This is a genomic window from Micromonospora sp. WMMD1076, from assembly GCF_029581475.1.
GTDB lineage: Bacteria > Actinomycetota > Actinomycetes > Mycobacteriales > Micromonosporaceae > Micromonospora > Micromonospora aurantiaca.
The window spans coordinates 1,880,975-1,905,783 of sequence record NZ_CP120862.1; the positions used below are offsets into that span (position 1 = coordinate 1,880,975).

15 protein-coding genes and 1 pseudogene are annotated in these 24,809 nt (G+C 65.2%); 12 read left to right on the forward strand and 4 right to left on the reverse strand.

Going from position 1 to position 24,809, the window contains the following annotated elements:
* Nucleotides 1-23: 23 nt before the first annotated feature.
* Nucleotides 24-3,191 (reverse strand): DEAD/DEAH box helicase, encoded by a 3,168-nt coding sequence (locus tag O7622_RS09245; protein ID WP_282312884.1) that lies wholly within the window; start codon nucleotides 3,189-3,191, stop codon nucleotides 24-26.
* A 326-nt stretch (nucleotides 3,192-3,517) separates the two neighbouring features.
* Here O7622_RS09245 and O7622_RS09250 point away from each other — a divergent pair, with 326 nt between their 5' ends.
* From O7622_RS09250 to O7622_RS09265, 4 genes are read left to right on the forward strand one after another with little or no spacing between them, the layout of a single operon-like run.
* Nucleotides 3,518-5,008 (forward strand): PD-(D/E)XK nuclease family protein, encoded by a 1,491-nt coding sequence (locus O7622_RS09250; protein ID WP_282312885.1) that lies wholly within the window; start codon nucleotides 3,518-3,520, stop codon nucleotides 5,006-5,008.
* A complete protein-coding gene (locus O7622_RS09255; protein WP_282312886.1) occupies nucleotides 5,005-6,207 on the forward strand; it encodes a hypothetical protein in 1,203 nt (400 codons plus the stop codon). The genes O7622_RS09250 and O7622_RS09255 overlap by 4 nt, the downstream gene beginning before the upstream one ends.
* Nucleotides 6,204-9,458, forward strand: a complete 3,255-nt coding sequence (locus tag O7622_RS09260; protein ID WP_282312887.1) for a hypothetical protein — start codon at nucleotides 6,204-6,206, stop codon at nucleotides 9,456-9,458. Before O7622_RS09255 ends, O7622_RS09260 begins: the two co-directional genes overlap by 4 nt.
* Entirely contained in the window at nucleotides 9,452-11,914 is a 2,463-nt protein-coding gene (locus O7622_RS09265; RefSeq protein WP_282312888.1) for an RNaseH domain-containing protein, read from the forward strand. Before O7622_RS09260 ends, O7622_RS09265 begins: the two co-directional genes overlap by 7 nt.
* A gap of 3 nt (nucleotides 11,915-11,917) precedes the next feature.
* Here the strand turns inward: O7622_RS09265 and O7622_RS09270 are convergent, their stop codons facing one another.
* Nucleotides 11,918-13,090 carry a TIR domain-containing protein gene (locus O7622_RS09270; RefSeq protein WP_282312889.1) on the reverse strand — a complete coding sequence of 391 codons (1,173 nt, stop codon included), beginning with the start codon at nucleotides 13,088-13,090 and terminating at the stop codon, nucleotides 11,918-11,920.
* Nucleotides 13,091-14,404: 1,314 nt separating this feature from the next.
* On the opposite strand from O7622_RS09270, the gene O7622_RS09275 reads away from it, so the two are divergent.
* Both O7622_RS09275 and O7622_RS09280 read left to right on the forward strand, forming a co-directional pair.
* Complete coding sequence (locus O7622_RS09275; protein WP_282312890.1) at nucleotides 14,405-15,373, forward strand: AAA family ATPase; 969 nt, start codon at nucleotides 14,405-14,407, stop codon at nucleotides 15,371-15,373.
* The gene (locus O7622_RS09280; protein ID WP_282312892.1) at nucleotides 15,366-17,921 is read left to right on the forward strand and encodes a S8 family peptidase; all 2,556 of its coding nucleotides are present in this window, start codon (nucleotides 15,366-15,368) and stop codon (nucleotides 17,919-17,921) included. The genes O7622_RS09275 and O7622_RS09280 overlap by 8 nt, the downstream gene beginning before the upstream one ends.
* Before the next feature lie 66 nt (nucleotides 17,922-17,987).
* On the opposite strand, the pseudogene O7622_RS09285 reads toward O7622_RS09280, so the two are convergent.
* Nucleotides 17,988-18,074: pseudogene (locus tag O7622_RS09285) on the reverse strand (IS5/IS1182 family transposase); the annotation flags it as partial.
* A gap of 435 nt (nucleotides 18,075-18,509) precedes the next feature.
* Here O7622_RS09285 and O7622_RS09290 point away from each other — a divergent pair.
* From O7622_RS09290 to O7622_RS09310, 5 genes are all read left to right on the forward strand, one after another.
* Nucleotides 18,510-19,040, forward strand: a complete 531-nt coding sequence (locus O7622_RS09290; protein ID WP_282312894.1) for a hypothetical protein — start codon at nucleotides 18,510-18,512, stop codon at nucleotides 19,038-19,040.
* Between the two features lie 4 nt (nucleotides 19,041-19,044).
* A complete protein-coding gene (locus O7622_RS09295; RefSeq protein WP_282312895.1) occupies nucleotides 19,045-21,480 on the forward strand; it encodes a hypothetical protein in 2,436 nt (811 codons plus the stop codon).
* Nucleotides 21,477-22,199, forward strand: coding sequence for a hypothetical protein (locus O7622_RS09300; protein ID WP_282312897.1), 723 nt, complete (start codon nucleotides 21,477-21,479; stop codon nucleotides 22,197-22,199). Before O7622_RS09295 ends, O7622_RS09300 begins: the two co-directional genes overlap by 4 nt.
* A gap of 614 nt (nucleotides 22,200-22,813) precedes the next feature.
* Entirely contained in the window at nucleotides 22,814-23,104 is a 291-nt protein-coding gene (locus tag O7622_RS09305; protein WP_348774059.1) for a type II toxin-antitoxin system RelE/ParE family toxin, read from the forward strand.
* Nucleotides 23,104-23,418 (forward strand): helix-turn-helix transcriptional regulator, encoded by a 315-nt coding sequence (locus O7622_RS09310; RefSeq protein ID WP_282312898.1) that lies wholly within the window; start codon nucleotides 23,104-23,106, stop codon nucleotides 23,416-23,418. The genes O7622_RS09305 and O7622_RS09310 overlap by 1 nt, the downstream gene beginning before the upstream one ends.
* 290 nt (nucleotides 23,419-23,708) lie before the next feature.
* Here O7622_RS09310 and O7622_RS09315 read toward each other — a convergent pair whose 3' ends face one another.
* On the reverse strand, nucleotides 23,709-24,323 hold the full coding sequence (locus tag O7622_RS09315) for a TetR family transcriptional regulator (RefSeq protein ID WP_282312899.1): 615 nt from the start codon (nucleotides 24,321-24,323) through the stop codon (nucleotides 23,709-23,711).
* 74 nt (nucleotides 24,324-24,397) lie between these two features.
* On the opposite strand from O7622_RS09315, the gene O7622_RS09320 reads away from it, so the two are divergent.
* Entirely contained in the window at nucleotides 24,398-24,796 is a 399-nt protein-coding gene (locus tag O7622_RS09320; protein ID WP_282312900.1) for a VOC family protein, read from the forward strand.
* Nucleotides 24,797-24,809 lie beyond the last annotated feature (13 nt).

Consider the following 24,809-nt stretch of genomic DNA (forward strand, 5'->3'; position numbering starts at 1 on the left):
CGGTGAGCACGTGGGCGACCCGTTCAGTCGGAAATCGGCGGAACGATATCGCTGAGGGACGGCCGCTCCTTCTCCTCCGCGGCCACCTTCGCCGCGTCGAGAAGCCGCCGGAGCATGTCGTGATCGCCGCCTACACAATCCAACAGGATGTCTTCGTCGGCCGCCCGGACCGATCGGACCGTCGTCAGCCCGGCCTCCCACAGCGCCACGAAGACGCCACGATCGACATCGCCGTCGAGTTTCCTCGCGATCAGCACGTGCTCTGCGAGGATGCCGAGTTCCTGGCTGCCGGGCAGGACCTCCCACAGATCACCGAGGTCAGCCTCGGGATGCACGTGACACGCAATGTTGATGACTGCGGCAATCACGTCCGCAGCTCTTCGCATCGCCTGCACTATCGGCCCCGGGTCGCCAGTGATGCCAGGCTTCCGGACCGTCGACAGCATACCGTGCTCGATCTGGGCGAGCGGCCGACCACGCGTCCAGCTCAAGCTGGCGAAGGCCCTTCGCAGGTTGCCGGCACCCTCCGCCGGGTCCCTATCGGTGAACGCCATCACCTTGTGTGGCACGTTGCTCTCGGACAGCCAGTTCCGTAGGTAATCCAGGTCCCCCTGCGGATTGGCGCTGCTCCAGATGAAGCGGACATCACGGAGCTCGTCAACGAACTGTGCGACGCACAGCAGGGTCCGGTCGGTCAGCTCGGCCAGGCCGACCGTCGCGAGCAGGTCGACGATCCTCCGGACCGAGCGGATGCCGAGGCCGTGCTCCACCACGATCCGACCGAGCCGGGTCAGCGCCAGGCCGGCGTGGTCACGCGACAGGAAGGACTGGTCGAGCAGATCCTCGACGGTCGCGCGTACCAGGTCGTCGGGAAACGGGCTCGGCATGTGCCGCAGGTACGCCTGGTGAGCGGCGAGCGTGTGGGCGAGGAAGTCGCGCACGTCCTCCTCGGCACAGTGGCCCTGGTTGGCCATAATGACCGACAGAACGTTCAGCACCAGCGTGCCCAGGTTGCCTGCGGGAGCCAGCAGCGCCGACCAGCGTGCGTCGGGCTCGCCGAGTACGTAGCGTTGCCACTTGGCCGTCGTGTCGGCGCTCCCGCCGACCAGAACGAACGCCATGCCCTCCGGGACGTTCTCGGCCGCGCGCCCCGCCCGTCCCGCCATGTTCTTGTACTCCGAGACCGTGTAGTCGGTGCCATCCGGATGGGTGAGTTCGCAGATCACCACCGCGTCGGCGGGCAGGTTGACGCCCTGGGCCAACGTCGTGGTGGCCACCAGCACGCGAACCTCGCTGCCGGACTCCCGGTACGCCTGCTCGACCACCCGCCGCTCCCGCTCGGACAGGTCGGCGGTGTGAAACGCGACGCCACCCGCCAGGCATCGGCGCAGCCGGTCGTATGTGTTGCCGGTGTCCCTGCCTGCCAGGCCGGCAATCGTTTTCTCGGCGGGCGGCAGCGACAGCGTGTCCGCGAGCCGGTCCGCCGTGCGTCTCGCCTGGTCCCGGGTGCCCCGAAAAACGATCACTTGCTGGCCCCTGGAGATCAGCGTGGTCACCAGGGCGGCCAGCACGTCGTCCTTTGCACCACTGTGCACAGGGTCGATGAACGGCGTGGCCTGCGGGTCTGGCGCATCCGGTTCGTCGAGGTCGCTGCGGCGACTGTGGCACCTGCCATCGGGGCCGATCACGTTCTCGACGAGCGGCACCGAGCGGTGTCGACTAGTCACCAACTCCGTGCCCAACCAGCCTGCGAGGCCGTGCGGATCGCCGAGCACCGCCGACAGCCCGACGAGCTGAGGCACTGTCCCGGACTTGCGCCCATGCTTGATCTGGGTGAGCAGCGTTTCGAGCCCGGGACCGCGGGTGGGGTCGAACAGGGTATGGATCTCGTCGACCACCAGTACCCCGATCTGGTGCAGCAGGCCTGGCCGCCTGCTCAGTAGGCCGCTGAACTTCTCGTAGGTCAGCACCGCGAAGTCGTAGTCGCCGCGGAGCAGGTGGGTAAGGTGGTCGCGCAGCTCGCCGGTGGCCCGAACCGTTGTGATCCCGAGCGGCTCGTACATCTGCCGGAACCGGTCGTACTGTTCATTGACCATCGCCCGGCTCGGCAGCAGGAAGACGCTCCGCTTCCCGGCCTGCTTCGCCCGGACCGCTGCGAGTTCGCCGACCAGCGTCTTTCCGCTGGCGGTCGGAGCGCTCACCAGCACCGGTTCGCCGCGCAGCAGACCAGCGTTGTTGACCGTGGTGAGCTGGACCTCGTTGAGCTGCCTGATGGACGAGCTCCAAATCGTTGTGACGTTGTCCGGAATGCCATGCCGATGCAGCGAGGAGAGGGCTTTCGTGGCGGGCAGCGGGGGTGTGCCGGCGATCTCGGCGTACCGGGGACCCGGCCGCAGCACGGGTATCCGCACCCGCGACATCGAGCCTCCGAGCCTCGCGTCCTGGCTCCTCCGGAGGAGCCCGGACCGGTGCCATGCGACATTCCTCAGAACGTAGTCGGCGAAGCTCAGCATCGAGATCCCGTCGCCGTCCAGCACGCTGGCGGGGCCGAGCAGCGCCTGGATCACGTAGTGGGTGAGTACGCCGTGGCCGAATTCCGCCTTTTCGTAGGCATACTCGTCCGGCCCGGACGCGGCGAACACGAAGTGTCCGGAGCCGCGTACCCGACTTAGGAGTAGATCAACATCGGCGTCCGCTGTCGCATGGCGGCTGGTGTACCCGTCGTCGGGCTGGTGCAGCACCTTCGCCTGGTGGGTGACCTCCGCCTGGTGAATCCTCGTTTTGAGCAGACCGCCGGAGAAGCAGCAGTCGAGCACCACGATAAGAACCCGTGCCGTGATGCGTTCGAGGTGACCGGCGAAGTCGGCAAAGGGTATCGCCGTCTCGGTAGGTCGCTCCGGGGAGGCGTCCCAGGGGGCCAGTTCATGTGCTGGAGTGCCGTGGCCCGAGAAGGTGACGACGACGATATCCGAATCGGCGGACGTTGACTCGATCCGGCCTAGTTCTGTCAGGATTTTGTCTCTGGTTGCGTCCCCCTCGAGCAGCAGGGTGGCGTTGCCACCGAAGGTGTCCGAGAAGAGTGCGTGGAGCACCCCCGCGTCCCTCCTGGCGAAGCTCAGCGCCCTGAAGCTGGGATGTTGGTAGTTGTTCACCCCGATGAACAGGCCATGGAATCCGGGCCCCTCCGCCACGCGTCCTCCCGAACGTCGTGCAGTTTTTGGACAAAAACATGCCACCGGTAGCCCGGCGCCAGATCGGCACGATAGCGTCTCCGGCCGTAACCGGGAATCGCGGTGACGCACCGTCGCGCGCCGAGGGAAAGACGTACATGGCTGACTGGCTGAGATCTAATGTTCTGTCCGGAAACGGCGCACTAGTTCGGGTACGTTCGGGACACGCGCGCGATGTCGGTGAACGCTGTCCGGAGCGCATTGCCGTCGAGGTCCATCCTGGATTGTCACGCTCTGACATAGGCGAGCGTACCCGAGCCGCTGCTGGGTCGTCTCCGCTCCGCGCAGTGCACACGGTGCTCGATTTCATCGAGTTCGACCGGCTCGATACGGCCGTGGCGATCCGGCGCTGGCGTGAACGTGCCGCTCCGCATCCCGGGGTGGCGCGATGGGTGGCCTACGCGGTGGGAAACGTGCTGGCGGCCGAGACGAAGATCGAGGGCATCCCCGCTGGTCTCGTACCGGTGTCGCGGTGGTGGGCTCGCCAGCGCCCAACGGCGTCGGAGCGCCCGGGGATGTACGAGGAGACGGTCCACGGGCGTCGCTACGAGACCGGGGACGGCGTCCGGGAGATCCGCTTGCTGCGCCCCCGTTCGGTCGACGATCGATCAACGGGTACCCAGCCGGGTGGTGAGCCCGTGGGCGATCGCCGTCGAGCCGATCAGCGCGAGGTCGATCTGCGTGAGGTCGCCTTCGCCGCCGGCGTGGTGGCCGGCGCCAGCCCTGTCCTGACTAACCCCTGGTCCAGCAGGGAGTACCGCCTCGGCCGGTTCGAGCCGCCACGGCGGGTCCGGGTCGTGGAGGTGGGCTGCCTGGATGGCTCGGCCCGGGTCCTCTTCGATGACACCCGCCAGGAGGCCATCGAACGCTACAAAGCTGTGGTCGAGGAGCCCTTGACGACGGTGACCGCCGGGGGCGACCACCGACCGGGGTACGACTGCGTCCGATGCGTCCTGGTCGACTGCTGTCCGGCCGTGCCGTCGATGCCCGGACTGCTGGGCGTCTCCGCCAGCACCGAGCCGCGGCGGACCTGGTCGGTGAGCACGGGAGCCGACAACGCCGCCTGTCCCGCCCGGGCGTACTTCCGGAGTCTCTTCCTCCCCGGTGACCGGTCAGTCGAGGAGACTCCCGCGACCCGCCGAGGTCGGGCCGTGCACCACTGGATCGAGCAGCGGCACCGAGCGATCCCGCACCGCGGGTGCCGCGCGCCGGACGTGCCGGGCTCTACCCGGTCGTGGACCTCGGGTGGCTGGAGCGTCGAGGGAAAGGAGGCCAGGCTGGGGGTGCAGATGATCGGCGACCATTCGCTGATCTGCCCGATCCGCGGGCTCACCGACGAGGCGACGCTGCTGCCCGAGCATCTGATCGTCGTGTTCGATCCAGAGGCGAACGCGTTGGTCGTCGCCAAGGCGGATCTGCTCTACCGGGACACGGCCGGTTGGACACTGCGCGAGACCAAGTCCCGCCGTGCGCCAGGACATCCGGGGTTCACAACGTTTCCGCAGCTCGCGCTCGCGGTGCTGCTCTCGGCCGGAGACGTGTATGCCGAGCACGGCACCCGGCTCCGGGTCGAACTCGAGCGACTGACATCGACAGGGCCGATCCTCACCGGGGTGGAGGTCGACGACCCGGCGGTACGCGCTCGCGCTCAACGAAAGGTGACCAGCCTCGCCGAGGGCTGGTTCGCGGATACCGACTACCCGACGAAACCGGGCAAGGCGTGCCGGGACTGTCCATTCACCCGCTGGTGTCCGGACGCCCGAACGGAGCCTTCGTGACGGGCCCGGTCGTCGGCCCGCCCGCGCCGTGGGAGCAGGTTCTGGCCGCCGTGCTGCGTGCGGCGTACGCCTGGTCGGTGCGGCACACCGGAGCCGCAGCCGTCAAGGAGGTGGCGCGGATGACCGGCGTGCTCATGGCGGCACACGGCCCCGGCGTGGGGCCGGTCACCCCGGGGGAGCTGGCCGAGGCACTGCACCGCAGGCTGGGTCTGTTGCCCGCCATCGCGGACTGCGACGACAGGGAGATCTCCGACGCGATCCTGCTGGCGGACGACTGCCTCACCGACCAGGCATACGATCTCGCCTGCGAGTATGCCGGCCCACTCGGTGCGGCGATCGACAAGGGATCCCGGCTGCCCTCCTGGACCATGATGCGAGCCGAGCAGATCCAGGCGGCCGCGCGCGAGGCGATGGCGGAGTCCGGCCGGCAGCAGGACTATGTCGCGTCCCGGAGATTTCTGATCGAGCATCCCGCCGCCACGTCCCGCGCCGAGCTGCGCGAGCTGCTGAGCGTGGCCGGGGTCAGCCTGCCGCCGGGCGGATACCAAGCCATCCCCGCCGAGCAGCGGCACCGGGCGAGGGACGGCGTGGACTGGTGGTGGCCGTGCCCCATCTGCCGCTGGCCGATGGCGGTCACCGGGGACCGGGTGCGCTGTCGCTACCGCCCGCACACGGCGTCCTACCGGATCGCCCGCACCCCGTGGGCCAGGTCGAGGTCCAGACCCGGTGTAGCGCCGGAAACCGGGCCGAGGTCACGACATCGGATCCGGCCGGTGCTGACCCGGACCGACCCGGGGCCACGAGTGGCGATGCCTGCCGCCCAGCCCGCAGCCGACGCGGTCTGTGTCGAAACCGGCATCTGGCGGTTCGTGGTCGTTCCGGGCGCCAGCGAGCTGCGCCTCTACCGGAAGCTTACGAGGCTCGGGGCCGCCGTGGAGCTCTGGCCCGATCTCGACGCGTACGACCTGTTGGTGACGGTCGGGTCCATGGCGTACAAGATCGACCTCAAGGAGTACCGGTCAACGAGGCGGCTCCTGGAGAAGCTGCGTGATGCGCGGCCGGATGTTGAGATCCTGCTCCCCGACACCCACGACCGCCAGCTCGGGGTCCTCCAGGACGCGTTGCCGAGAGCCGTCCGGGTCACCACCGAGCGGCGGTTCGTCTCCCGGATCCGCAATCAGCTCAAGGAGTGCCGGTGACCGAGCGGACGGAGACCGCAGACGTCCGAAGAGTCCGACCGAGAGTGATGGCCGCGGCGATCGGGCTGGCCGCGGACCTGTTTCCGATCGATGGCGAAGGGACGGCCTGGACCACGACCCGGGACCGGGTGCTCTTCCTGCTCGACGGGCACATCGCCGAATGGTCGGGATGGTGGGCCGGTGGGCCGGTGGCCGTCGGCCGACGGGAGCGCTCTGCCCGGCTTCTCAAGCGCCGGGTCAACGACCTGGCCAACCCCGAGACGGCTGGCGCCATCCTCGACCGACTACTGCGGGACAAGGCGATCGGCGGGTGCCGGGCGGGGGAGGACTATCAGGACGGCGTCGGCGGCCGGATCGTCGTCGACGCCGGGATGCCACTCGCCGACTTCGTCGACGCGGCGCTGAACGATCTCGACGAGATCCACGCCGCGCGTCGGCGTGCTCTGCCCCCCGCCACCCCGGGCACGTACACGACGTCGATCCGGGTTCCGGGTGTCGCCGGCACCGACGACCGCTACGTCGAGTTCCGCTTCGAACTCCAGGCGCACCACCAGGATCCCGGGCATCCGTTGCCCGAGGTGGTGACGTCGCCGCCGCTGGCCGACCTGTTGGTGTCCTTCGACGAACTCGCCACGATCTCCAAGGACCTGGACGGACGCCCGGACATTCCGGGAGACCACCGGGCCGGGGCAGTGGAGAGGTTCCGGAGGTCGATCCGCTCGCGGGACACGGACGACGTCGAAGGTCTGCAACTGACGGCGGGCGAGACCAATTCGCTGCTCGCCTACACCGGCTTCGGTAAGTCGGTCGTGCTGGTCGAGGTCTTCGCCTGCTGGGCGATGATGAAGAAGGTTGCGGTCGGGTTCGTATTGCCGACGAACGCGGACGTCGTCAAGGCCACCTACCAGATCGAGCGGGCCGTCGCGGCCCTCGGCCTGAAGCGCGAGATCGTCGCGCTGACCTCGCCCCGATCGCGTACCAAGGTCGCCGAGACGGTCGCCGCACGCACGTCGGCCGACGGCCCTGACGCCGACTGGGTGTGGGACCGTTTCGGGTACGGGTGCGCGCTCGCCGCCGTCGCGACCAGCACGGGCGGCGTTGACGGCTGGGCGCCCGGTAACGAGCCCTGCACGAAACTGCGCGAGCCCCGACGCGGCAACGCCAAGCCCCGCGTCTTCGCCTGCCCGTGGCGCACGACCTGCGGCCGGTTCCAGGCATCACGGGCGGCGTGCACCGCCGACGTGATCGTGACCTCGCACGTGAACCTGCTGCTGGGGGTCCTGCAAACCCCGGTGCAGGATGGTCACGGCGGCAACGACCGGCTCAGCGTCGAGGAGTTGCTGCTGCGCCGCTGCCAGGTTGTCGTCGTCGATGAGGTCGACGTGTTCCAGCGTACGGCGATCGAGCAGGCGGGACGCGGTCTGGTGTTGGACCAGGCCGGTCGGACGACCACTCAACTACGGGCTTTCGACGAGGATTTCGGCGCCGCGTTCGGCCGGCTGCACGACGATGTCGACGCCAACGTCCGGGACGCCTACTTCGGTCTCCGCTACCTGTCGGAGAACTACGTCAGTCACCTGGCCTACGAACGCCTGGGTGCCGCCCGAGGGCCGAAGGGACGTCGTCGTCCGGGGCCGGGCCGGGCCTGGATTCTGCCCCGTCGGCGGGACAACTGGCTTGTCGCCAAGCTTTTCGGTGTCGAGCCGGATCAGGTTACCGAGGAGCAGACGAGACTGTTCCGCTCGCTCTTTTCGGGCCAGGTCCGGCCAGGCTCGGACGAGCCGGACGGGTTCGACCGGGCCAGGCGTCAGCTTGAGCTCGTGGCGGGGACGGGTGGCTTCGCGGGAGTCGCGATCCACGCCGCCCGACACGCGCTCGGCGACATGGTCCCTGCTCTGTCCGAGGACGATCGGCGGGAGTTTGTCGATGGGATGCTCCGTCGGTCGATTCTCGAACGCATCCGGTTTTTCCTGCACCGGTTGATGGCGAACAACTCCCAGTTGGTGGACATCGGCATCCAGTCGGCGCAGGAAATTGCCGACGCGCTCGGCGCGTACGGGCAGTGGCGGTCCACTCCGTACGGTCCGCTGGGCAGGCTCGTGTTCGCCTTCACCGAGTACTCCGACGACACCGGCTCCGAACCCGCCCGGCTCGCGACCGCGGCGTTCGGCGGTGATCCGCACAGCTATGCGGTGGGGCTCGGCGACGTCACCGCGCTGGCCCACGCCGGCACCCGGCGCATCGTCCTCGGGCTCTCCGCGACCTCGTACTTTCCGTTCGCTCCACACCACCATCTGCACGTGCGGCCACGATGGTGGGTGCGCGACGAGACGGCCGGAGGGGTACGCGTCGAGCCGGCGACCGTGCCCGACGCGGACCATGACGCTGGCCGGATCTCCGGCCGGCAGGGTACCGACCGGGACGACGCCACCCGGCGGATCGCCAAGTCGCTCTGGTCACGACACCTTGTCGGGGAGTTCGAGCGCTTGGCGCGAGAGGACCCGGATCGGCAGCGAGTGTTGCTCGCCACCACCTCGTACGCCGCGGCCCGGCACGTTGCGGAAGGGCTGGTGGCCGCGGGCGTGAACGGGATGAGAATCTGCCTCGGTGTGCCGCCCGAGTCGAAGCCGTCGGACGGGCAATCGTGGCAGGAACTGGAGGCCGATCGGTTGGAGATGTTCCCGTCTCTGCCCGGTGCCGAGATTCTCATTGCACCGCTGGCCCGGGTACAGCGCGGGATCAACATCATCGGCTCCGGCTCCCGGTCCGCGCTCGGGTCGGTGTGGCTGATCATCCGGCCGATACCGATCATCGACGAACCTGCGGAACTCGTCGCTCACGTCCAGGCGTGGGCGCTGCACCGACACCCCGGTCCGGTCGCGGACCCGGTGGCCCTGCTCGCCAGACGCCGGAACGAGGCGCGCGAATTCCTCGACGAGATCATGCGCTGTCCACCCTACTTCCAGAGCCAACCCGAGCTGGTGCGGCTCGGCGTCGCTGCGGAGATCGTCCTCGGCGCGATCCAACTCATCGGCCGGGCCCGCCGGGGTGGCACCTCCGCCGTTCTGCATCTGGTCGACGGCGCCTTCCAGACCGGTTCCCGGGGCACCGATCTGCCGGCACTGATCACCACGTTGCTGACGAGGTGGCGGCCGGAGCAACGACGCGACATGCGCGAGTTCTACGGCTCGACCCTCGACGCCTTCCTCGACTACGCCGCCCGACACAGCGATGGAGCCTCCGCGTGCTGAGCACACTCGCCTACCGGATTCCCCGTGAACATCTGACCACGCTGCTCGGTACGGTGACTGCGTACCCGCTCACTGCCGGGTTCCAGGACGCCTGGGCGACGCTGCCGGGTGGTCGCCCGCCGTTCGCATCCCTGGCCACCGGGCTGATGGCGGCGACCGGCAGGCCGGTGCGGCTGTTCGGAGAGCGTGACCTTGCCGAACGAGAGCGCGACTCTGGGGCGAAGGCGCTCCTGCTGACCACCGACTGCGCCCTTGACCATCGCCTCCGGGTGGCGGTGCGCGCCTGGGAGCGTCACGTTCGTGCCGGCGGACCCGCCGTCCTGGCCGACCTCATCCCCGATCCGGAGGAGGGCCGGTGCTTCACGGACTTCGTCGAGTTCCGGGCGGGAGCGGTACCGGTCGCGCCGAACTGGGTCTTCCGAGTGGCCGCCTGGCAGATCGCCCGTACCCTGGCCGCGCGCCCGCTCCCGATCGACAGCCGTGCCCCGGTGCGACTGCGGATGGACACCTTCGGGCAGCTACTGGCCTGGGCGGCGGATGATCTCATCGGCGGCCGGGACGGCACGGCGTTCGCCATGACCACGGTGTCCGTCCGGTTGACCACCCGTCCCGGCATCGAGGACTTCGTACTGGCCTTCGACGCCCATCAGTCGCTCATCGACCCGCGCGGCAAGTGGTACGGGGCGCTCTGGGTCGAGCGCGCGGACGATGCGCCGATCCTGGACGTTCCGGTCAGGCGGCGCAAGGTCGGAGACGAGTGGCATGCCGAGTTCGACCCGGCCCTCGCGTCCATCCTCTCGGCATGCCAACTCGCGCCGCTGCGGCTGCCGGACGAGTTTCCCGCGTGCCCAGCCGAATACCGGCCGAAGTTGCGTCATGGCAGGTCCGACTTGGGCAGCGGCCCGGGGCCGAGGTTCATGCTCCGGTTGCACGAATACCTCACAGCGGAACTGCCGCTGCTCGCGCCGCTGACCTACGAGCGGGACGGGGCGATCAACCTTCCGGAACGCGTCGAAAAGTTTCCGGCCGAAGGCGTCCGCCCGGAGTCGGTCGCGCCGACCGGCTACAAAAAGGTGACCATCGTCTGCCTGTACCGCACCGCCGAGGCCCGCGATCGCATGCTCGATCAGCTCGACGAGCTCACCGGTTACCGGCCGGCGGCCGACGGCGCCGTCACACGGGTGCACGAGCGGTTGGACCTGCTCGCCCGCTACTGCCCAGACCTGGTCGACCACGCGAGCCCCAATCGGGCGGCGGCTCTCGACTCGCTGCACCTGCCCGACGAAGACGATCATCTGGTCGTTGCCTGGGTGGAAACCGAGTACCACCCAGGCGTGGGCGATCGTGAGATCGACGCCAAGCCACACCTGCGCCGGCTCTTCGGGCACCTGGGCATCCCGACGCAGTTTCTCGCCACCGAACCGGCTGTCCTGCCGTCTGGGGCACCTCGAGCGACGGAGGCCACTCAGGAGCACGCGGCCCGGGCGGCACTGCGCGACCTGCTGCGATCGGCCGGCGTGCTCGATGAGCGGGTGCGGAGTGCGGTGGCCAGGATCCGCCTGCGTAACCGGCTGGACCGGCGCACCCTTCTGCTCGGCATTCATGCGCGGGCCCAGCGGACCTCAGGCCGGGAGCGGCCGTTTGTGATCACCATGATCGCGATCCTCGCGGATCCAGACGCGCTGGATCAGTGGCGCGTGCTGATGTACAGCGACCGCAGGCGCGAATGGGCCCCGGTCGCTGACGCCCTGACCGATTTCCACGCCGGTGCCATCGGCGTTACCCATCTCGGTCGTACCGGGGAGAAGGCGGGGGCTACTCGGGTGGAGATCGAGCGGCGCCTGATGGATCTGGTTTCGTCGGATCTGCAGGGCGTACCAGTCGTGGTGTTCGTGGCGGCGGAGACGGCCAGGGCGATCTGGCCCGGACTCCAGAACGTTCGATTCGGGAACGGTCCGCTGCCGGGCGACCGTCTACGCGCCGAAGGGCTCGACGTCGCCGTAGTCCGGATGAACGCCGATATGGCAGAGCTCGGCAGGCCGGTCACCCGGGTCAACGAGGGACGGCAGGCGAGCGATCCGCTTCAACCCGCCGCCCCCGGCAACGGCGTCTATCGATTGGTGGAGAGCGCCGAGCCGTCGTGGCTGCTTGCCGGCAAGTCCCGATCGCTCGCGGCGAAAGGGGGCCGGACCGGTGCGCAGTACACCCGTTGGACTCTGCCCGACCACCTTCGCCACGAGCTGGGCGTGCCGTGGCACTCCTATACCGCACGGGAGATTCTGGTCGTCCGATCGGGCCTGTGGGAGCCGGCGGAGTTGGCCGCCCTCGCGGCGCGGCTGTGCGAGCAGCCGATCGCCTGGGACGGCCGAACCCTCGTCCCCGCCCCGCTGCACCTCAGCATCGTCGCGGACCAGGACCATCCGGACTACCGAAACTCCGAGCCGGACGACGAGTGACGGCTACTTGAGCCGAAACGTCCGCGGCTCGGTCTTTCGAATGGCATCCGTCAGGTATCCCACGCCACGGGGCGTGTAGTCGTCCACCTCGTAGTAGTCCCAGCTTTCGGGCCCGAGGAAGATCGGTATGCCGTCCTTCGACTGCTCTGGCAGGATCACCGGAAGGACGTATCGTTGCCACTCGGGATAGCGCTGGTAGTACGTCTTGAGCGCGGTGAGCTCGCTCTGCAGGCCGGAATGCCGGCCGTCCGTGATCAGACCGTCTCCGACATCTCGCATGGCCTTCGAGGCAATGACGAGAGTGAACTCCTGTTCATCGAAATTCTTCCGGGCCCAGTTCCCCCATTCCTTTCTCGGTCCACCGTCGAACTGGTCCAAGTGGACATCGAGCCCTTCGCCGAGCAGGACGTCGGCGAGTCTCTTGACATCCGCCTTGAACTGGGGCGACTCGTGGGCGTAGCAGATGAACGCGGATCGGGTGTTGCCGACCGGCTCGGTGCGGCGGGGCGCGGACGCCAGCGGGGAGATCGCCCCCTCCGGTGGGGAATCGTCGAGCGTGATCGTGAACGTGGCCGATTGCTGGGTGGGCAGGTAGGGCGTGTCGTCGTCCGGCCGCAGGTCGTACCGCACCGCGAGCCGGCACGGCTGCTGCGTACGGCCCTCCGGTGCGAGCAGGAGAATCCAGGCTGCGCGAGACCCGGGTTGTATGCCGAAGCGGGAGCGCGTCGAGTACCGCCAGCGCACCGAGGAGGTGCCGGTGTCGTGCTGGTTGATGCTTTCTTCGATGGCCGGAGTATGGATCTGTGCTTCGTCGGATGACGTTGCGGGGACGAGTTCCAGGTGCCGATTTATCGTGTACGAGCTGGCTGCCTGGGGCGTGTTCGAACTCCGGGGGACCGCGTCCAAAACGGTGGCCCGTTCGTCGCTGTCGAGATGGAGTCCGATCTCGAGCCAAGGCATCGTTGCCAGGTCCGGTTCGAGCTCCAACCCCCAGTTCATCTTGATTAGATAGGCCGAGGAACGGTCGAAGAGCCCTCGATCCATCCGCACCGGGTGAATCTGCCATCGGCCCAGCCGTACGATGCCGATGGATACGTCTGCCGGCGAGTAATCCAACCGCTTGCCGCCATCATTGACAATGGTCAAGGGGATTGAAACCCCAACGTGATCCCGCACGCCGCTATCTCCTTGTCGAGAGGTGAACGGCTGACAGGTTAGGGCTCGGTCTGCGCCGAGTGATGAAGAGCCACGCGCGTCGCGGCCACCTGTCATGTTTCTGTCAAGTTTCGCGGCTCGGGTCGTTTAGGTCTAGTCGTCTATTCTGGACCGCTGATTCGCTCGAAAGTCCAGCCGGCCAGGGCGCCATCTCCCGCCAAGCGGCCAGAATTTCTCTCGTCACGAGCCGGGTAACCGTCCCGTACGGCGGAGCCGGCCCCAGACGGGCGATCCCGAACCCTGTGCGCCACCGATGCAGGGGTGGGCCCGTGGGGGGCCTCGCGGAGCGTGCTGCCGTACCCGAACACCATGCCGAGGCCCGTGAGCGCGGCACCGTCTGCCAGAGGAACGTGCCCGGCAGATAGCGTTCGGTAGCCGTCCGTACCAGCTTGGTCTTTACCGGGCAATGGGTGCGGGCAGGGGTAGCGCGGTGGATCACGACGACTTTGAGGTCTTCCTCGGAACAACCCTGCCTGGCGGCTGCTCCGCGCTGCGAAGTCAGCAACCCGGTGCAACGAGTCCGGCCGACTGAAACGCAGGCGCAGAGGTGGATGCTGGGTTGGGGAGCGGGCTGGGCGCCCAGCCCGCTCCGCTGCCGCGATATCTCACCACCGTCTCACGGACGGCTTGGAAAGGCCCGGTTGAGGCCGTCATGGTTCGAACGATCAAGAGTGCGCTGACCTGCATGTTCGGCATGAACCGACGCTGCCGGGCAGACCCCAGCAGGCTGGCCGGTTTACTGGCAGTGTGGGGGTCAGGGGTTCGAGTCCCCTCGGCTCCACCTTGTGTTTGTGCAGGTCAAGCGGCATTTCCCATCGAGGAGTGCCGCTTTTCTTGATCTTTTGGTCACAGATATGGTCACAACTGGCCCCAACACACCCTCACGGCCAGCAAAGATCATCAGTCGGTGTTAGACCCGGTCCTGCCAGGGCTTTCTGTCCCACAGGACGCTAAGGCACGCGAAGGGCGAAATGTGGGGACTGTGACCACGGCCAGGTCTGGCCAGGCTTGCGTGCGCTTAAGCACCTAAAGGGGCTTTTGTCCCTTGATGGCGCCCACCGATTGTGCGGAGAACCTTCGATCGCTTCGGTCTGGAGGAAGCGACGCCGCCCGGTGAGATCAATTAGAGGCAGCGTGATGGTCACGATGCGTCCAGATCGACTCGGCCCGCCGCGCGACGCGACCTGGAGGACGAGTCCTTAGACCGAGGACGTCGCACCCGTACGATAGACAGAGAGATAACCCTGTCCATCAGAGGCGCGGGGAGGGGGAGGCGTGGCTGGGCTCGGCGAGCACATCACCGCCATGGTGCGCAGCCATGCCGCCGGCGACGACGCGGCCTTCTACTCCGTCGCGCTGCAGGTAGCCGCCCGCGAGGCCCGCCGGGGGCACCACCTGCTGGCCGACGACATCAAAAAGGCCGTCGACACCGTCCGTCAGACCACCCCGCGTAGTAATGTCACCAAACTCGCCCAGCCCCGCGGAGATCTCGCCGAACTTGTCGAGGTGTCTCATCCAGAGGTGGCGCTGCGCGACCTCGTCGCTCCAGCCTCTCTCGTCGCACACATCAAGCAAGTCATCGGCGAGCAACGCCAGCGCAAGACGCTTCTCGAGCACGGATTCGCCCCCGCACATCGTCTCCTGCTTGAAGGCCCTCCAGGTACCGGCAAGACGATGACGGCATCTGTGCTCGCACACGAACTCGCTCTGCCGATGTTCACCGTCCGCCTAGACAGCTTGCTCAGCAAGTACATGGGCGAAACTGCAGCGAAGCTTCGTGTGGTGTTCGATGCCGTCGCCGCACGCCGGGGTATCTACCTCTTCGATGAGTTCGACGCGCTCGGTGCTGACCGTTCAGGAAACGACGTCGGCGAGGCTCGTCGTATCCTCAACTCGTTCCTTGTCTTCCTTGAGCAGGCCAGCCCAGAGTCGATTGTCATCGCGGCCACCAACCATCGCTCCATCCTCGATCGGGCCCTGTTCAGACGCTTCGACGCGGTGCTGACCTATCACCTACCCGACGCCCGCCAGGCAACCACAGTGATCCGTCTGCGGCTCGGCTCTCTAGCAACAGGGCTGAGCTTTGCGAAGCTGGCCGAGTGCACGCACGGTCTCAGCCATGCCGATCTCGTCAAGGCGGCGGAGGCAGCTGCCAAGGGCGCGCTCATGCGCGGCGAAGCCAGCGTCACCCGTGAGGATCTGATCGAAGCACTCACTGCTCGTCGGCAGGCCAGCGTTGGCTGACGAACTACGGCACCTCGACCACCTCTACATCATCGAGCGCGCCGCAGATGAAGACTTCCACCGCGGTGGGCAGGGCAATCCCAAGATTCGCCCGGTCGAGCACCGGGCCCATGGGCTCGCCGTCGGCGAGCAACTCGATCAAGCATTCTCCGAGGCCGACCAGGAACGTCATGCCCTTAGCGTCAGTGTCGAAGAGCTCCGGGCGCTGGGCACGGTCATCGTCCTAGAGGGCACCGACGCGGCTTACCCGCTTCAACTCGATTCACTGAACCGGCACACCAAACACCGCAAAACCCCGAGACAGCCGATGTGGCTGCTGCTCTCGGTACACCCCGCCACCGATGACGAGCCGGAGCGCGCAACAGTCTGGGTCGCGGACGCTCACCGAGCAGCGTTTCTCAAGCTGTTCGAGGACTACCTCACACAGCTCTCCACGAAGGCCGCCCAGAAAAACTGGACAACCCCGGATGGCAACCCCGCCAACCAGGCCCTCGTCGCCAACATCGGCCGGATCCGACGCGCCATCCTCGAAGACCTGTGGACCTCCGCCGACGAGCCACCACGATCCGGCACGCACTGGTGGGAACTATGGCTCGAAGCCGCAGAACTTAACCGAGATGCCTTCGACAAGTTCCTCGCTACCTACCGCCTGCGCTCGGTCCCCAGAACGGTCACCTTCTATGATCGAGTTGTCGTATGGGTACAGGCGACGTGGGAGCAACTTCAGGTCTTGCCGTTCCTCAGCGTCCCGATCGCCGAGATCCGCCGTCCCGAGTTCATCGACTCCTTCGAGGACCTTCCCGTCGGCGAACAGAACGAGTACGTGCAGGACCTCGCGGCCCGGATTACCCCGGCAGGCGTCGATGCCCCTGCCGTCTGCCACCTCGACACCGGCGTCTTCCGAACCCACCTGCTGTTGCGTGACTCGCTCAGCACCGGCGACCAGCACAGCATCATGGGCGAGTCCGGCACCGACGTAAACGGCCACGGCACATCCATGGCAGGCCTTGCCCTCTACGGCAACCTGGACGGCCCGCTCGCCACAAATGAACCCGTGCGCCTCGTGCACCGTCTCGAATCCGTGCGGATGTGGCCAGGTTCCGGCGAACAACAAACCGACCCACTCGACTACGGGACGGCCACCGCCAACGCCGTTGCTCTTCCCGAGATCACCGCCGCGCGACGTCGCGTCTTCTGCCTGCCGCTGAGCACCACACCCGACAAGCCAGGCGAACCAACCCTCTGGTCAGCGACCGTCGATGCCCTTGCCACGGGGACCGACATTGTCCGCGACGGCCCAACACTACGGCTGCTCACTACACCCGATGAGAGCGCCGCACGGCTCATCGTCGTCGCGGCCGGAAACGTCGACAGCTACCAACTCGACCACCGGGCCGAGTCGGACACATCAGCGATAGAAGATCCTGCGCAAGCCTGGAACGCCCTGACCGTCGCCGCGCACACCGACCTCGACGCGTTACCAGGCAACCCGGACTACGACGGCTGGAAACCCATGGCGAAGGCCGGTGAGCTGTCACCGCATAGCCGAACATCGGTGATGTTCGCCCCGCGTCGCTGGCCAATCAAACCTGACATCTGTATGGAGGGTGGCAACGTCCTCAGCGACGGCGCCGGCGGATTCGAAGATCGGCATCCACTGTTCTCACTCCGCTCCACCGGAAGCGCCAACGACATGCGGTTGGCGTCCGCGAACGCCACCAGCGCCGCCGCGGCTCAAGCATCTCGACTAGCCGCCCTGACGATGGCGCGCTACCCGGAGTACTGGCCCGAGACAGTTCGCGGCCTTCTCACGCATTCCGCCGAGTGGACTCCTCCGATGGAGGCCGAACTGCGCAGCAAATCGGGCAAAGCAGGACGGCTCAACCTGCTGCGCCGCTACGGATGGGGCGTCCCCACCGAAGCCGCTGTGCTCTACTCGACCGAACAGGCCGTCACGCTCGTCAGCCAGGACCGCTTCGTGCCCTTCGACGGCGACTACCGCATGCAGAGGTTCCGCCTGCACACCCTGCCCTGGCCCGCAGATGTGCTTTCCAACATCGGTGACACATCGGTGCGCCTGCGCATTACCTTGTCCTACTTCATTGAGCCGTCCGCATCAAGACGCGGCTGGCGACAGCGGTACCTCTACCCCTCGCACGGGCTCCGCTTCGATCTACAGAGTTCGCTCGAGACCCAGACCGAGTTCGTTCGACGCATCAACCGCGACGCCGGAGACGATGAAGAAGGCACCTCGCGGACGGGAACAACGACCGACCGGTGGTTCATCGGACCAAGCCAGCGCCACCTCGGTTCGCTGCACCAAGACGAGTGGACCGGCACGGGCCAGGAGCTCGCGGCGTGTAACTCGATCGCCGTCTACCCCACCGGTGGCTGGTGGAAAAACAACCGCCGTTCCGACCGAACAAACCTGCCCGTGCGCTACGCACTCATCGTCTCGCTCCGTACGCATGGGCAGGACATCGACCTCTACACTCCGATCGCCAACGAGCTTCGGGTTCCGGTCTTAACCACTATTGCAGCCGAGTAGCAGCATGCGGTTCGCTAGAAGGGGCTGACCTTGAGGAAAACATTGACGGCCAGCTATTGAGCCTTTTTATTCTGCGTAGCGGTTGGCTTCGACGTGGCGCAGAACGAGGATGGCCTGCACGACGAGGGTCGCTCGCCGTCGACAGCGACGGATAAGGCAGGTAGGGCTTGCCGCAAACAGGTCATAGCGTGACAGTACTTCATTGATGCCCTCTCAGCAGGAGCCCCAATTGGCCCGTTGCCGCAGGGTGGTTTTTTGTCCGTGGACGCGAGCAGCTACCGCATAGTCGAGTGATTGCGTGGACCAAAGGAAGACAACATACACCTGCCGCTGTCGGTAGTGAAAGCCCAAGGATGAGTGTCGGCAACTCGACAAATCCAATGACTCGAGTCCTATCGAAGACCAAGTTCCCCAGGTCAGACGCTTAGAGAGTCAGATCCTCATCGATCTACGGCAAGACGAGAGAGCGAAAGTTGCCGTATTGTCGAGTATGGAGCTGCTTGCACCCGATGGGCCGCGCAGTTGTGGCGCCTGGTCCGAGCAACGCCACATGGTTGCCCCATACGTATGGTTACGGAAGGAGACCCAGTGGAAGAAGTTACCTTCCCAGTCCTGGTGGGCGCTGCGCTGGCTGAGGGCGTCAGGTTTGCCTACGGTCAACTCGACCTCTTTCTTGAACGTCGGCGTGCGAGCCGACAGGGCGAACATCCGTCGGCACCGGAAGCTCTGGAAATTCCCTCATCGATCGAGGTTGACGGACCACTGCAACTTAATGATGATCTCATCGAGCAACACGAGTCGGAAATTCGAATCTTGCATGCGTTGCTGAGGGTTTCGCAGGGTTACGAGAACCTCGACGGAAGGGAAGCCCAACTTCGCATAGTTCTAGGTAAAGCCAAGTCGATCCTTGACGCTGTTTATGGTCAGGAATTCAAGTTCGGTAAGGGCGATGATGCAACATTTAAGGTGCAGAACCGCCTGGAAGATGTGCATGGAAGGGCTGTCGGTGCTGTTTTGGGTGAGATCAGCCACGGCGGTCATGCAGAAGTAGACAATCAAGTTGCCCGTGTCCATGAATCGGGCGAATTCACCGGGGCCCGCGTCGATCGAATCGGGTGATTCAGTGATGCTCGAGAAGGCGATCCACGAAATCGGCGATCTAGCGAAGCAGTTGAGCGTAAAGGTGGACGTCGGCACGCAAAGTGGCGGCACCGCAATCGGGGCCCAGGTAGTTCTGGGGTTTATTCAGCAAGATCATGCCGCCGAGCCCATAACGCCGAGCCAGCTTCAATCGATAGGGTCCCTCTTTGCACGATCGGCGGGCTATTACGAAGTCCTATTTGACCTCTTAGCCCCTGGGTCCATCGTCGTAGTAACCGGCAAACCGGGTGTCGGCAAATCGATTACGGCCCTTGCATTACTGTCTGACATAAGCGGAATTGTGCCAGGGCAGCGGCGATTCAGAAGGCTCGGCTACGGCGCGGAACGGCTCATCGACGTAGATCGACTAAGAGACTCGAGCGACGTCTGCACGATCCTCGAGTTGCCGCCAGACGACGACGGGCGCAGTGGGGAACGGTCTTCAGTGTCGCCAGGATTTATGGTATCGAGTAGGTTCGGGGACCATCTGAATGCGATGGCCGCCGTCATGGCCGAAAGTGGCGGTCGGCTCGTAGTTGTTATTGATGAGAGACAGTGGGACAGGATCGGCGTTAATTCACCTTTTAAGGCGCACCATGTTACTCCAGCCCCCGGCGCAGAAATCATGCGAGGCTGGCTCGAACGGTACGGGAACAGGGACGTTGACCGCTGGCTCAGTGATGATGAGATAGTGCGCCTCTTAAAGGATGAAACGCCGAGAGGCGTGATGAGCGTGGTGCACCTGATCATGCGAGCCGACCGAGCTCCTGTGGAGCAACTTCCTGCCGTCTTGCAAGATCGCCAACTTTCAGAGATGAAGGTCGGCGACGAGATATTCCAGCGGCGAGTTTTTAGCGTGGTTGCGGCTAGGCGTAGTTGGCACAAAGAACTCCTTACTTGGCATTCGCAACCTGGAAGGAGTAGTTTCGAGCGCAACTTCATGCTTATCGCGGCCGCGTATGGTGATGCTCCTGTGGGTGACGTGTACGATGCCGCTCAACGTTTGGGCAAGCATTTCGGGGAGCCTTCTGCGGAATTTTCCACCAACGGTCAAGAAGGGATTGGCGTTCTCCAAGTAGTCGACCGGGTCGGGGCGGACCTGGCAGAGGATGCAGTCTCTTTTGCCCGTCCAGGATGGGAAGATGCTGTTGTCAAGTACTTCTGGGCAGACCGCCCGCGCTGCCGCGACGAGTTTCTTAGTTGGCTAGTGAACGACGTAGTTCGTCCGGTTAATGGCGAGACGGAAAGCAAAGAATTCAGAGCCAAGAGGGTAGTAGAGTTCTCATTAGCGTTCATGGTCCGCTTTGACAAGCTGGATCTTCTCGACACAATCGTCAAATCTTGGCATGGTGACGAAGCCCTCTACGAAGAATCCGTTCGGTTGGTGTCGCTGGCGTGCTTCGATCAATCAATTGACCGAAGAATGCACCATAAGCTGCGTCTGTGGGCTTCTGGAGGGGACGTAAGATTGATAGAGGCGAGTGCCCGTGTGTGCGCGGGGGCATTCGGACTCGCTTACCCCGGAAAGGCTCTGGTTCGACTTCGGCATGCGGCGAGGTCGAACGACCCTTCTGTTCTCAAAGCAGTGAAGGAGGCTGTCGAGACTTTATGGAATGAAAAAACAACGCGGCCGACTCTTCTGAAGCAGGTCGAAGCCTGGTGTAGCGGCAATGACTCGGCCGGCCCGAATATCTTCGGCGCGCTAGCGGCAATATTGGACGATACGCACCACAAGCCGTCTGTCCTCATTGCTGCCCAGGATAACAGCTCAACCGCGAACTTGACAGCCATTCTCAGTTGCTGGCAGACGTTCCTGGCTGCGCCCGTTGATGAGAATGAGTTAGACGAATGCGTTTGGAGTTGGTTCGAGGCGTGCCTGGCCTCCGCCGATGAACGCGAGTTCGTCTTGCAGCTTTTCAGAGATGTAGTCAATGGATCTAGCGTACCAACTTTGCTTCGTCATCGACTGGACGACTCGTTGCAGCGCTGGTCGATGGCATTGGACGTCGGCCCGGGGCGTAGGGAGCTTCGTCGAGAGCTAGACGAGCTGCTCTATGTGGACCGTTACGCTGCAGGTCAACGTGACGCCTCTGTTTACAGAATTCCCTATGAGCGGTCTGCGGACTACCCGGCCGATGATGCGGAGAGTCACCCCATTGCGGCTCCAGCCGCGTCTTGGTTCGAAGAAGATTCATCAGGATATGGTGCCCTACTATCGGGGCAGCCGGACGTATCGACGGCGGGTAGGCAACTATCTAATGCCGAACCAGACCTACCACGAGGTATCGCGCGGCCAGAATTGGATGCCGCAGCGTCGCCACCGGTGGTCGAGGTACTTCCGACGGGGTATGTCTCGTCCCTTGGCGCGAAGGACGAGAGCGAGACTCCTGGGATTCCCGACCCAACTCGCACACCGTGAACCTCAAGGCCCTTCTTAGTTTTTGGGCACGTCCTCGATTCGGCGACAACTGGACTTTTCAGTACACGGATCAGGTAGACAGTAGACGAAAAGTCTTTCCTTTCGACGTCCATGTGACGTTGTCTTGTCGTTCGGCCGCTGAGATGAGTCGTCAGCAAGCTGTTGCTCTGGCAGCTCGTCGTGCACGGCAGATAGTCGAGCCAGTTGCGGAGCGCTTCAACGTGCTGCGCTCGTCAACGACGGAGCAGGAGATTAACTATGTGCTGGGTCGCGATTTTCCTAGGGCCACAGAACAGGTAGAATTTATTTCCGCTCATGTCGCGGTCTCCGTAGCTGACGCTGTCTATAAGGCTGCTGAGCTTTATGAGGAGTCGGTACGCGAGATGTCGCAGAAGAGGCTCGAAAGGGAGAGAGTTCGAGCCGAGCTGACTTTTCTTAGGGACGATGTCTTCTGTGATCCTGCAACAGCCCGGCTGTACTGGATCACAAAGCATGGAAACCTGCCGGTGCCAGGCGACTTCGACGAAATCATGCGGTCCGTAAGTCAGTGGGCCCCCGGTAGCGAGTGGGTGGTCATTGCGCAATGCATCCAGAAATTTCTCGAGCAGTTTCCGAGGCAGAACGCCCGAGATCTGGTTCGTATGCTAGAACGACTCTTTCGTGAGAACGATAGGACGGATTTGGCTCATGAGTTGGCGAGAGTGTTGGATCAGGCTTAGCTGACCCCATTGGACCTTCTGCTAGAGGCTCCGAGGGGCCGCGCAGTAACGGCAAGCAGGGCTGTTGGATCCGAAGAGATGCCAGGGCCACCCAGTTAACGGTTCCATCCTTGCATTGGGCACGCGTTCATCGATGCTTATCCGTCTAACACGGCGGCCCCCACACTCGAGCGGGTCACAGGTGGCGTCACAAATCAAGATCAAATCGCTGGCATCATCCGGCGGTGCGCGGCATAAGCCGACATGGCCTGGAGTGCATATGCGCACTTGACGGCAGGTTTCGGCACGGTCCGGTATTGGCCGTGATGTGTCTCACCTTTCTGGCAGTGTGGGGGTCAGGGGTTCGAGTCCCCTCGGCTCCACCTTGTTTTTTTGTGCAGGTCGAGCGGCATTTCTCATCGAGGAATGCCGCTTTTCTTGATCTTTTGGTCACAGCCGGGCCCGACACACCTTCAAGACCGATCCATCAAACTCGGTACGGAACAGATGTATAGGTTGAGCTATAGTTCTTCCGTGACCAAGGGGCCAGTGCACCGCTAGGCGATCAGGACGACAGGTGATGTCCGTGACTGGTTACGGCACTGCGTCAGACAGACCCTGCGGCGTACCGGTCCGTGAACGCGGCGATCGACATGCTCGCCGAGACTGGTCCGGGTCTGGGGCGGCCGCTGGTCGACACTCTCCGGGGTTCGAGCCTCAGCAACCTCAAGGAACTGCGGCCGAGATCTGGCCGCGACGTCGCAATCCGGGTTCTGTTCGTCTTCGACCCTTGGTCGCAAGCGGTGCTGTTGGTTGCTGGCAACAAGGCCGGCGACTGGACGCGGTGGTACGAGAACGCGATCCCGATCGCCGAGGTCGCCTACGAAGGTTGGCTTGCCTTCGAGAGGAAGCGGAGGGAGAGCTGATGAGCGACTTCCATGACTGGGACGATATCCGCGCCGAGCTGCACGATGGGGACGACGATGCGCTCGACGCGGAACGCGCCCGTACCGAGGCATGGGTCAGCGCGTTCCACCTTGCCGAGGAGCGCAAACGTCTCGGTCTCACCCAGCGGCAGGTCGCCGAGTTGATGGGGGTAACGCCCGGCCGGGTGAGTCAGATCGAGAACGGCGACCTGGACGCCAATGAGGTGGCGACCCTCAGCCGATACGCACGAGCACTGGGCGCCCGGATGCGGATCATCTTCGACTACGGCAGTGACCTCCGGCAGATCGCCTGATCGCCGCGAGCCTCAGACGACATCACGCACGGCGAGAATGGTCGTTCCGGCCAACCCCGCCGTCGGCGAGCCGAGGTCAGCGAGCGCCGTCCGAAGCTTGTGAGCTGGGCAAACTCAGTGGTAGGGGGCCACCGGCGATCGTGGCGGTGTGATTCGCATGGTGGTGCCTCCGGCCCACCCGAGCGAAAACACCCTGGTGGGGGGACATGATCCCGTGCCAGGGCGTTTGCCGTATCTGCGATGGCGGGCGGCAGGCGCCTTCCCGATCACCCTCGAAGCCGCACCACCAGCTAACCGTGCCGGACGGATGCGGTGTGCGGCCCGCGGAGGCACTGAAGCAGGCGCAGCAGATCGGGCCACGTCTCGACCAATGCGGCGTCCCGGTCCGGGGCCTCGGCGATCCGTAGCACTGCCTCGTTCATCGCGCCGGAGAGCAAGGTGGCAGTTGCCTCGGGCGAGTTGACCTCAAGGTGCCCGGCTGCTGCCAGCGTGGCCACCGCCTCGGCCAGGTGGTGCCCGGAAGCGGCCGCGTCCTGGCTGCGCCACGTGCGCCAACCCATCACCGCGGGCGCGTCGACCAGCAGGATCCGCCGGTGTGTGTCGTCGACGCTGGCGGTGAGGAACGCCCGGCAGCCGGCGACCAGGCCGTCCCAAGGATCGGCGGCCGCTTCGGCGGCGCTGGCGACCGCAGCGGCGATCCGCTGTTGCGCGGCGGCTGCGACGGCTTCGAACAGGTGCTGCTTGTTGCGGTAGTGGTGGTAGACCGCACCCCTGGTGACCTGGGCTGCGGCGGCCACCTCCTCCAGGCGGACGGCGGTGTAGCCGCGTTCGGCGAACAGGGCGGTCGCGACGTCCCGGATGCGCCGGCCGGTGATCTCGCTCTGCTCCTTGGTGGCTCGCGCCATGCCGCACCCTTCCTTTACATGCTCCGTGTATGTATATTTCATTTACCTACACAGTGTATGTAAAGGAGTTCGGCATGGCACTCGCCAGCTCGTACCCGGTCCTCATGACGACCGACGTGACCTCGACCGCGGCCTTCTACCGCGAGCACTTCGGGTTCCAGCCGACCTTCGAGACGGAGTGGTACGTGAGCCTGCGCCGCGACAACTGGGAACTGGCGGTGCTGGACAGCAGCCACGAGACCGTCCCGGCGGCCTACCGCGGGCCGGTCGCCGGCGGGATGCTGCTCAACCTGGAGGTGGACGACGTCGACGCCGAGTGGGAGCGCCTGCGGCACCTGGAGGTCGTGCTTCCCGTCCGGACCGAGGAGTTCGGACAGCGGCACTTCATCCTCGCCGGCCCGGACGGCGTCCTGATCGACGTCATCACCAACGTGGAACCTGCGGAGGCGTACGCGGACAGGTTCATCTCCTAGCATCTCGCAGGCA

Bases quoted from the DNA above. Each gene is read 5' to 3' on its own strand.
- O7622_RS09310 (WP_282312898.1), top strand. From the start codon at position 23,104: ATGAGCGACTTCCATGACTGGGACGATATCCGCGCCGAGCTGCACGAT.
- O7622_RS09315 (WP_282312899.1), bottom strand. From the start codon at position 24,323: ATGGCGCGAGCCACCAAGGAGCAGAGCGAGATCACCGGCCGGCGCATC.
- O7622_RS09320 (WP_282312900.1), top strand. From the start codon at position 24,398: ATGGCACTCGCCAGCTCGTACCCGGTCCTCATGACGACCGACGTGACC.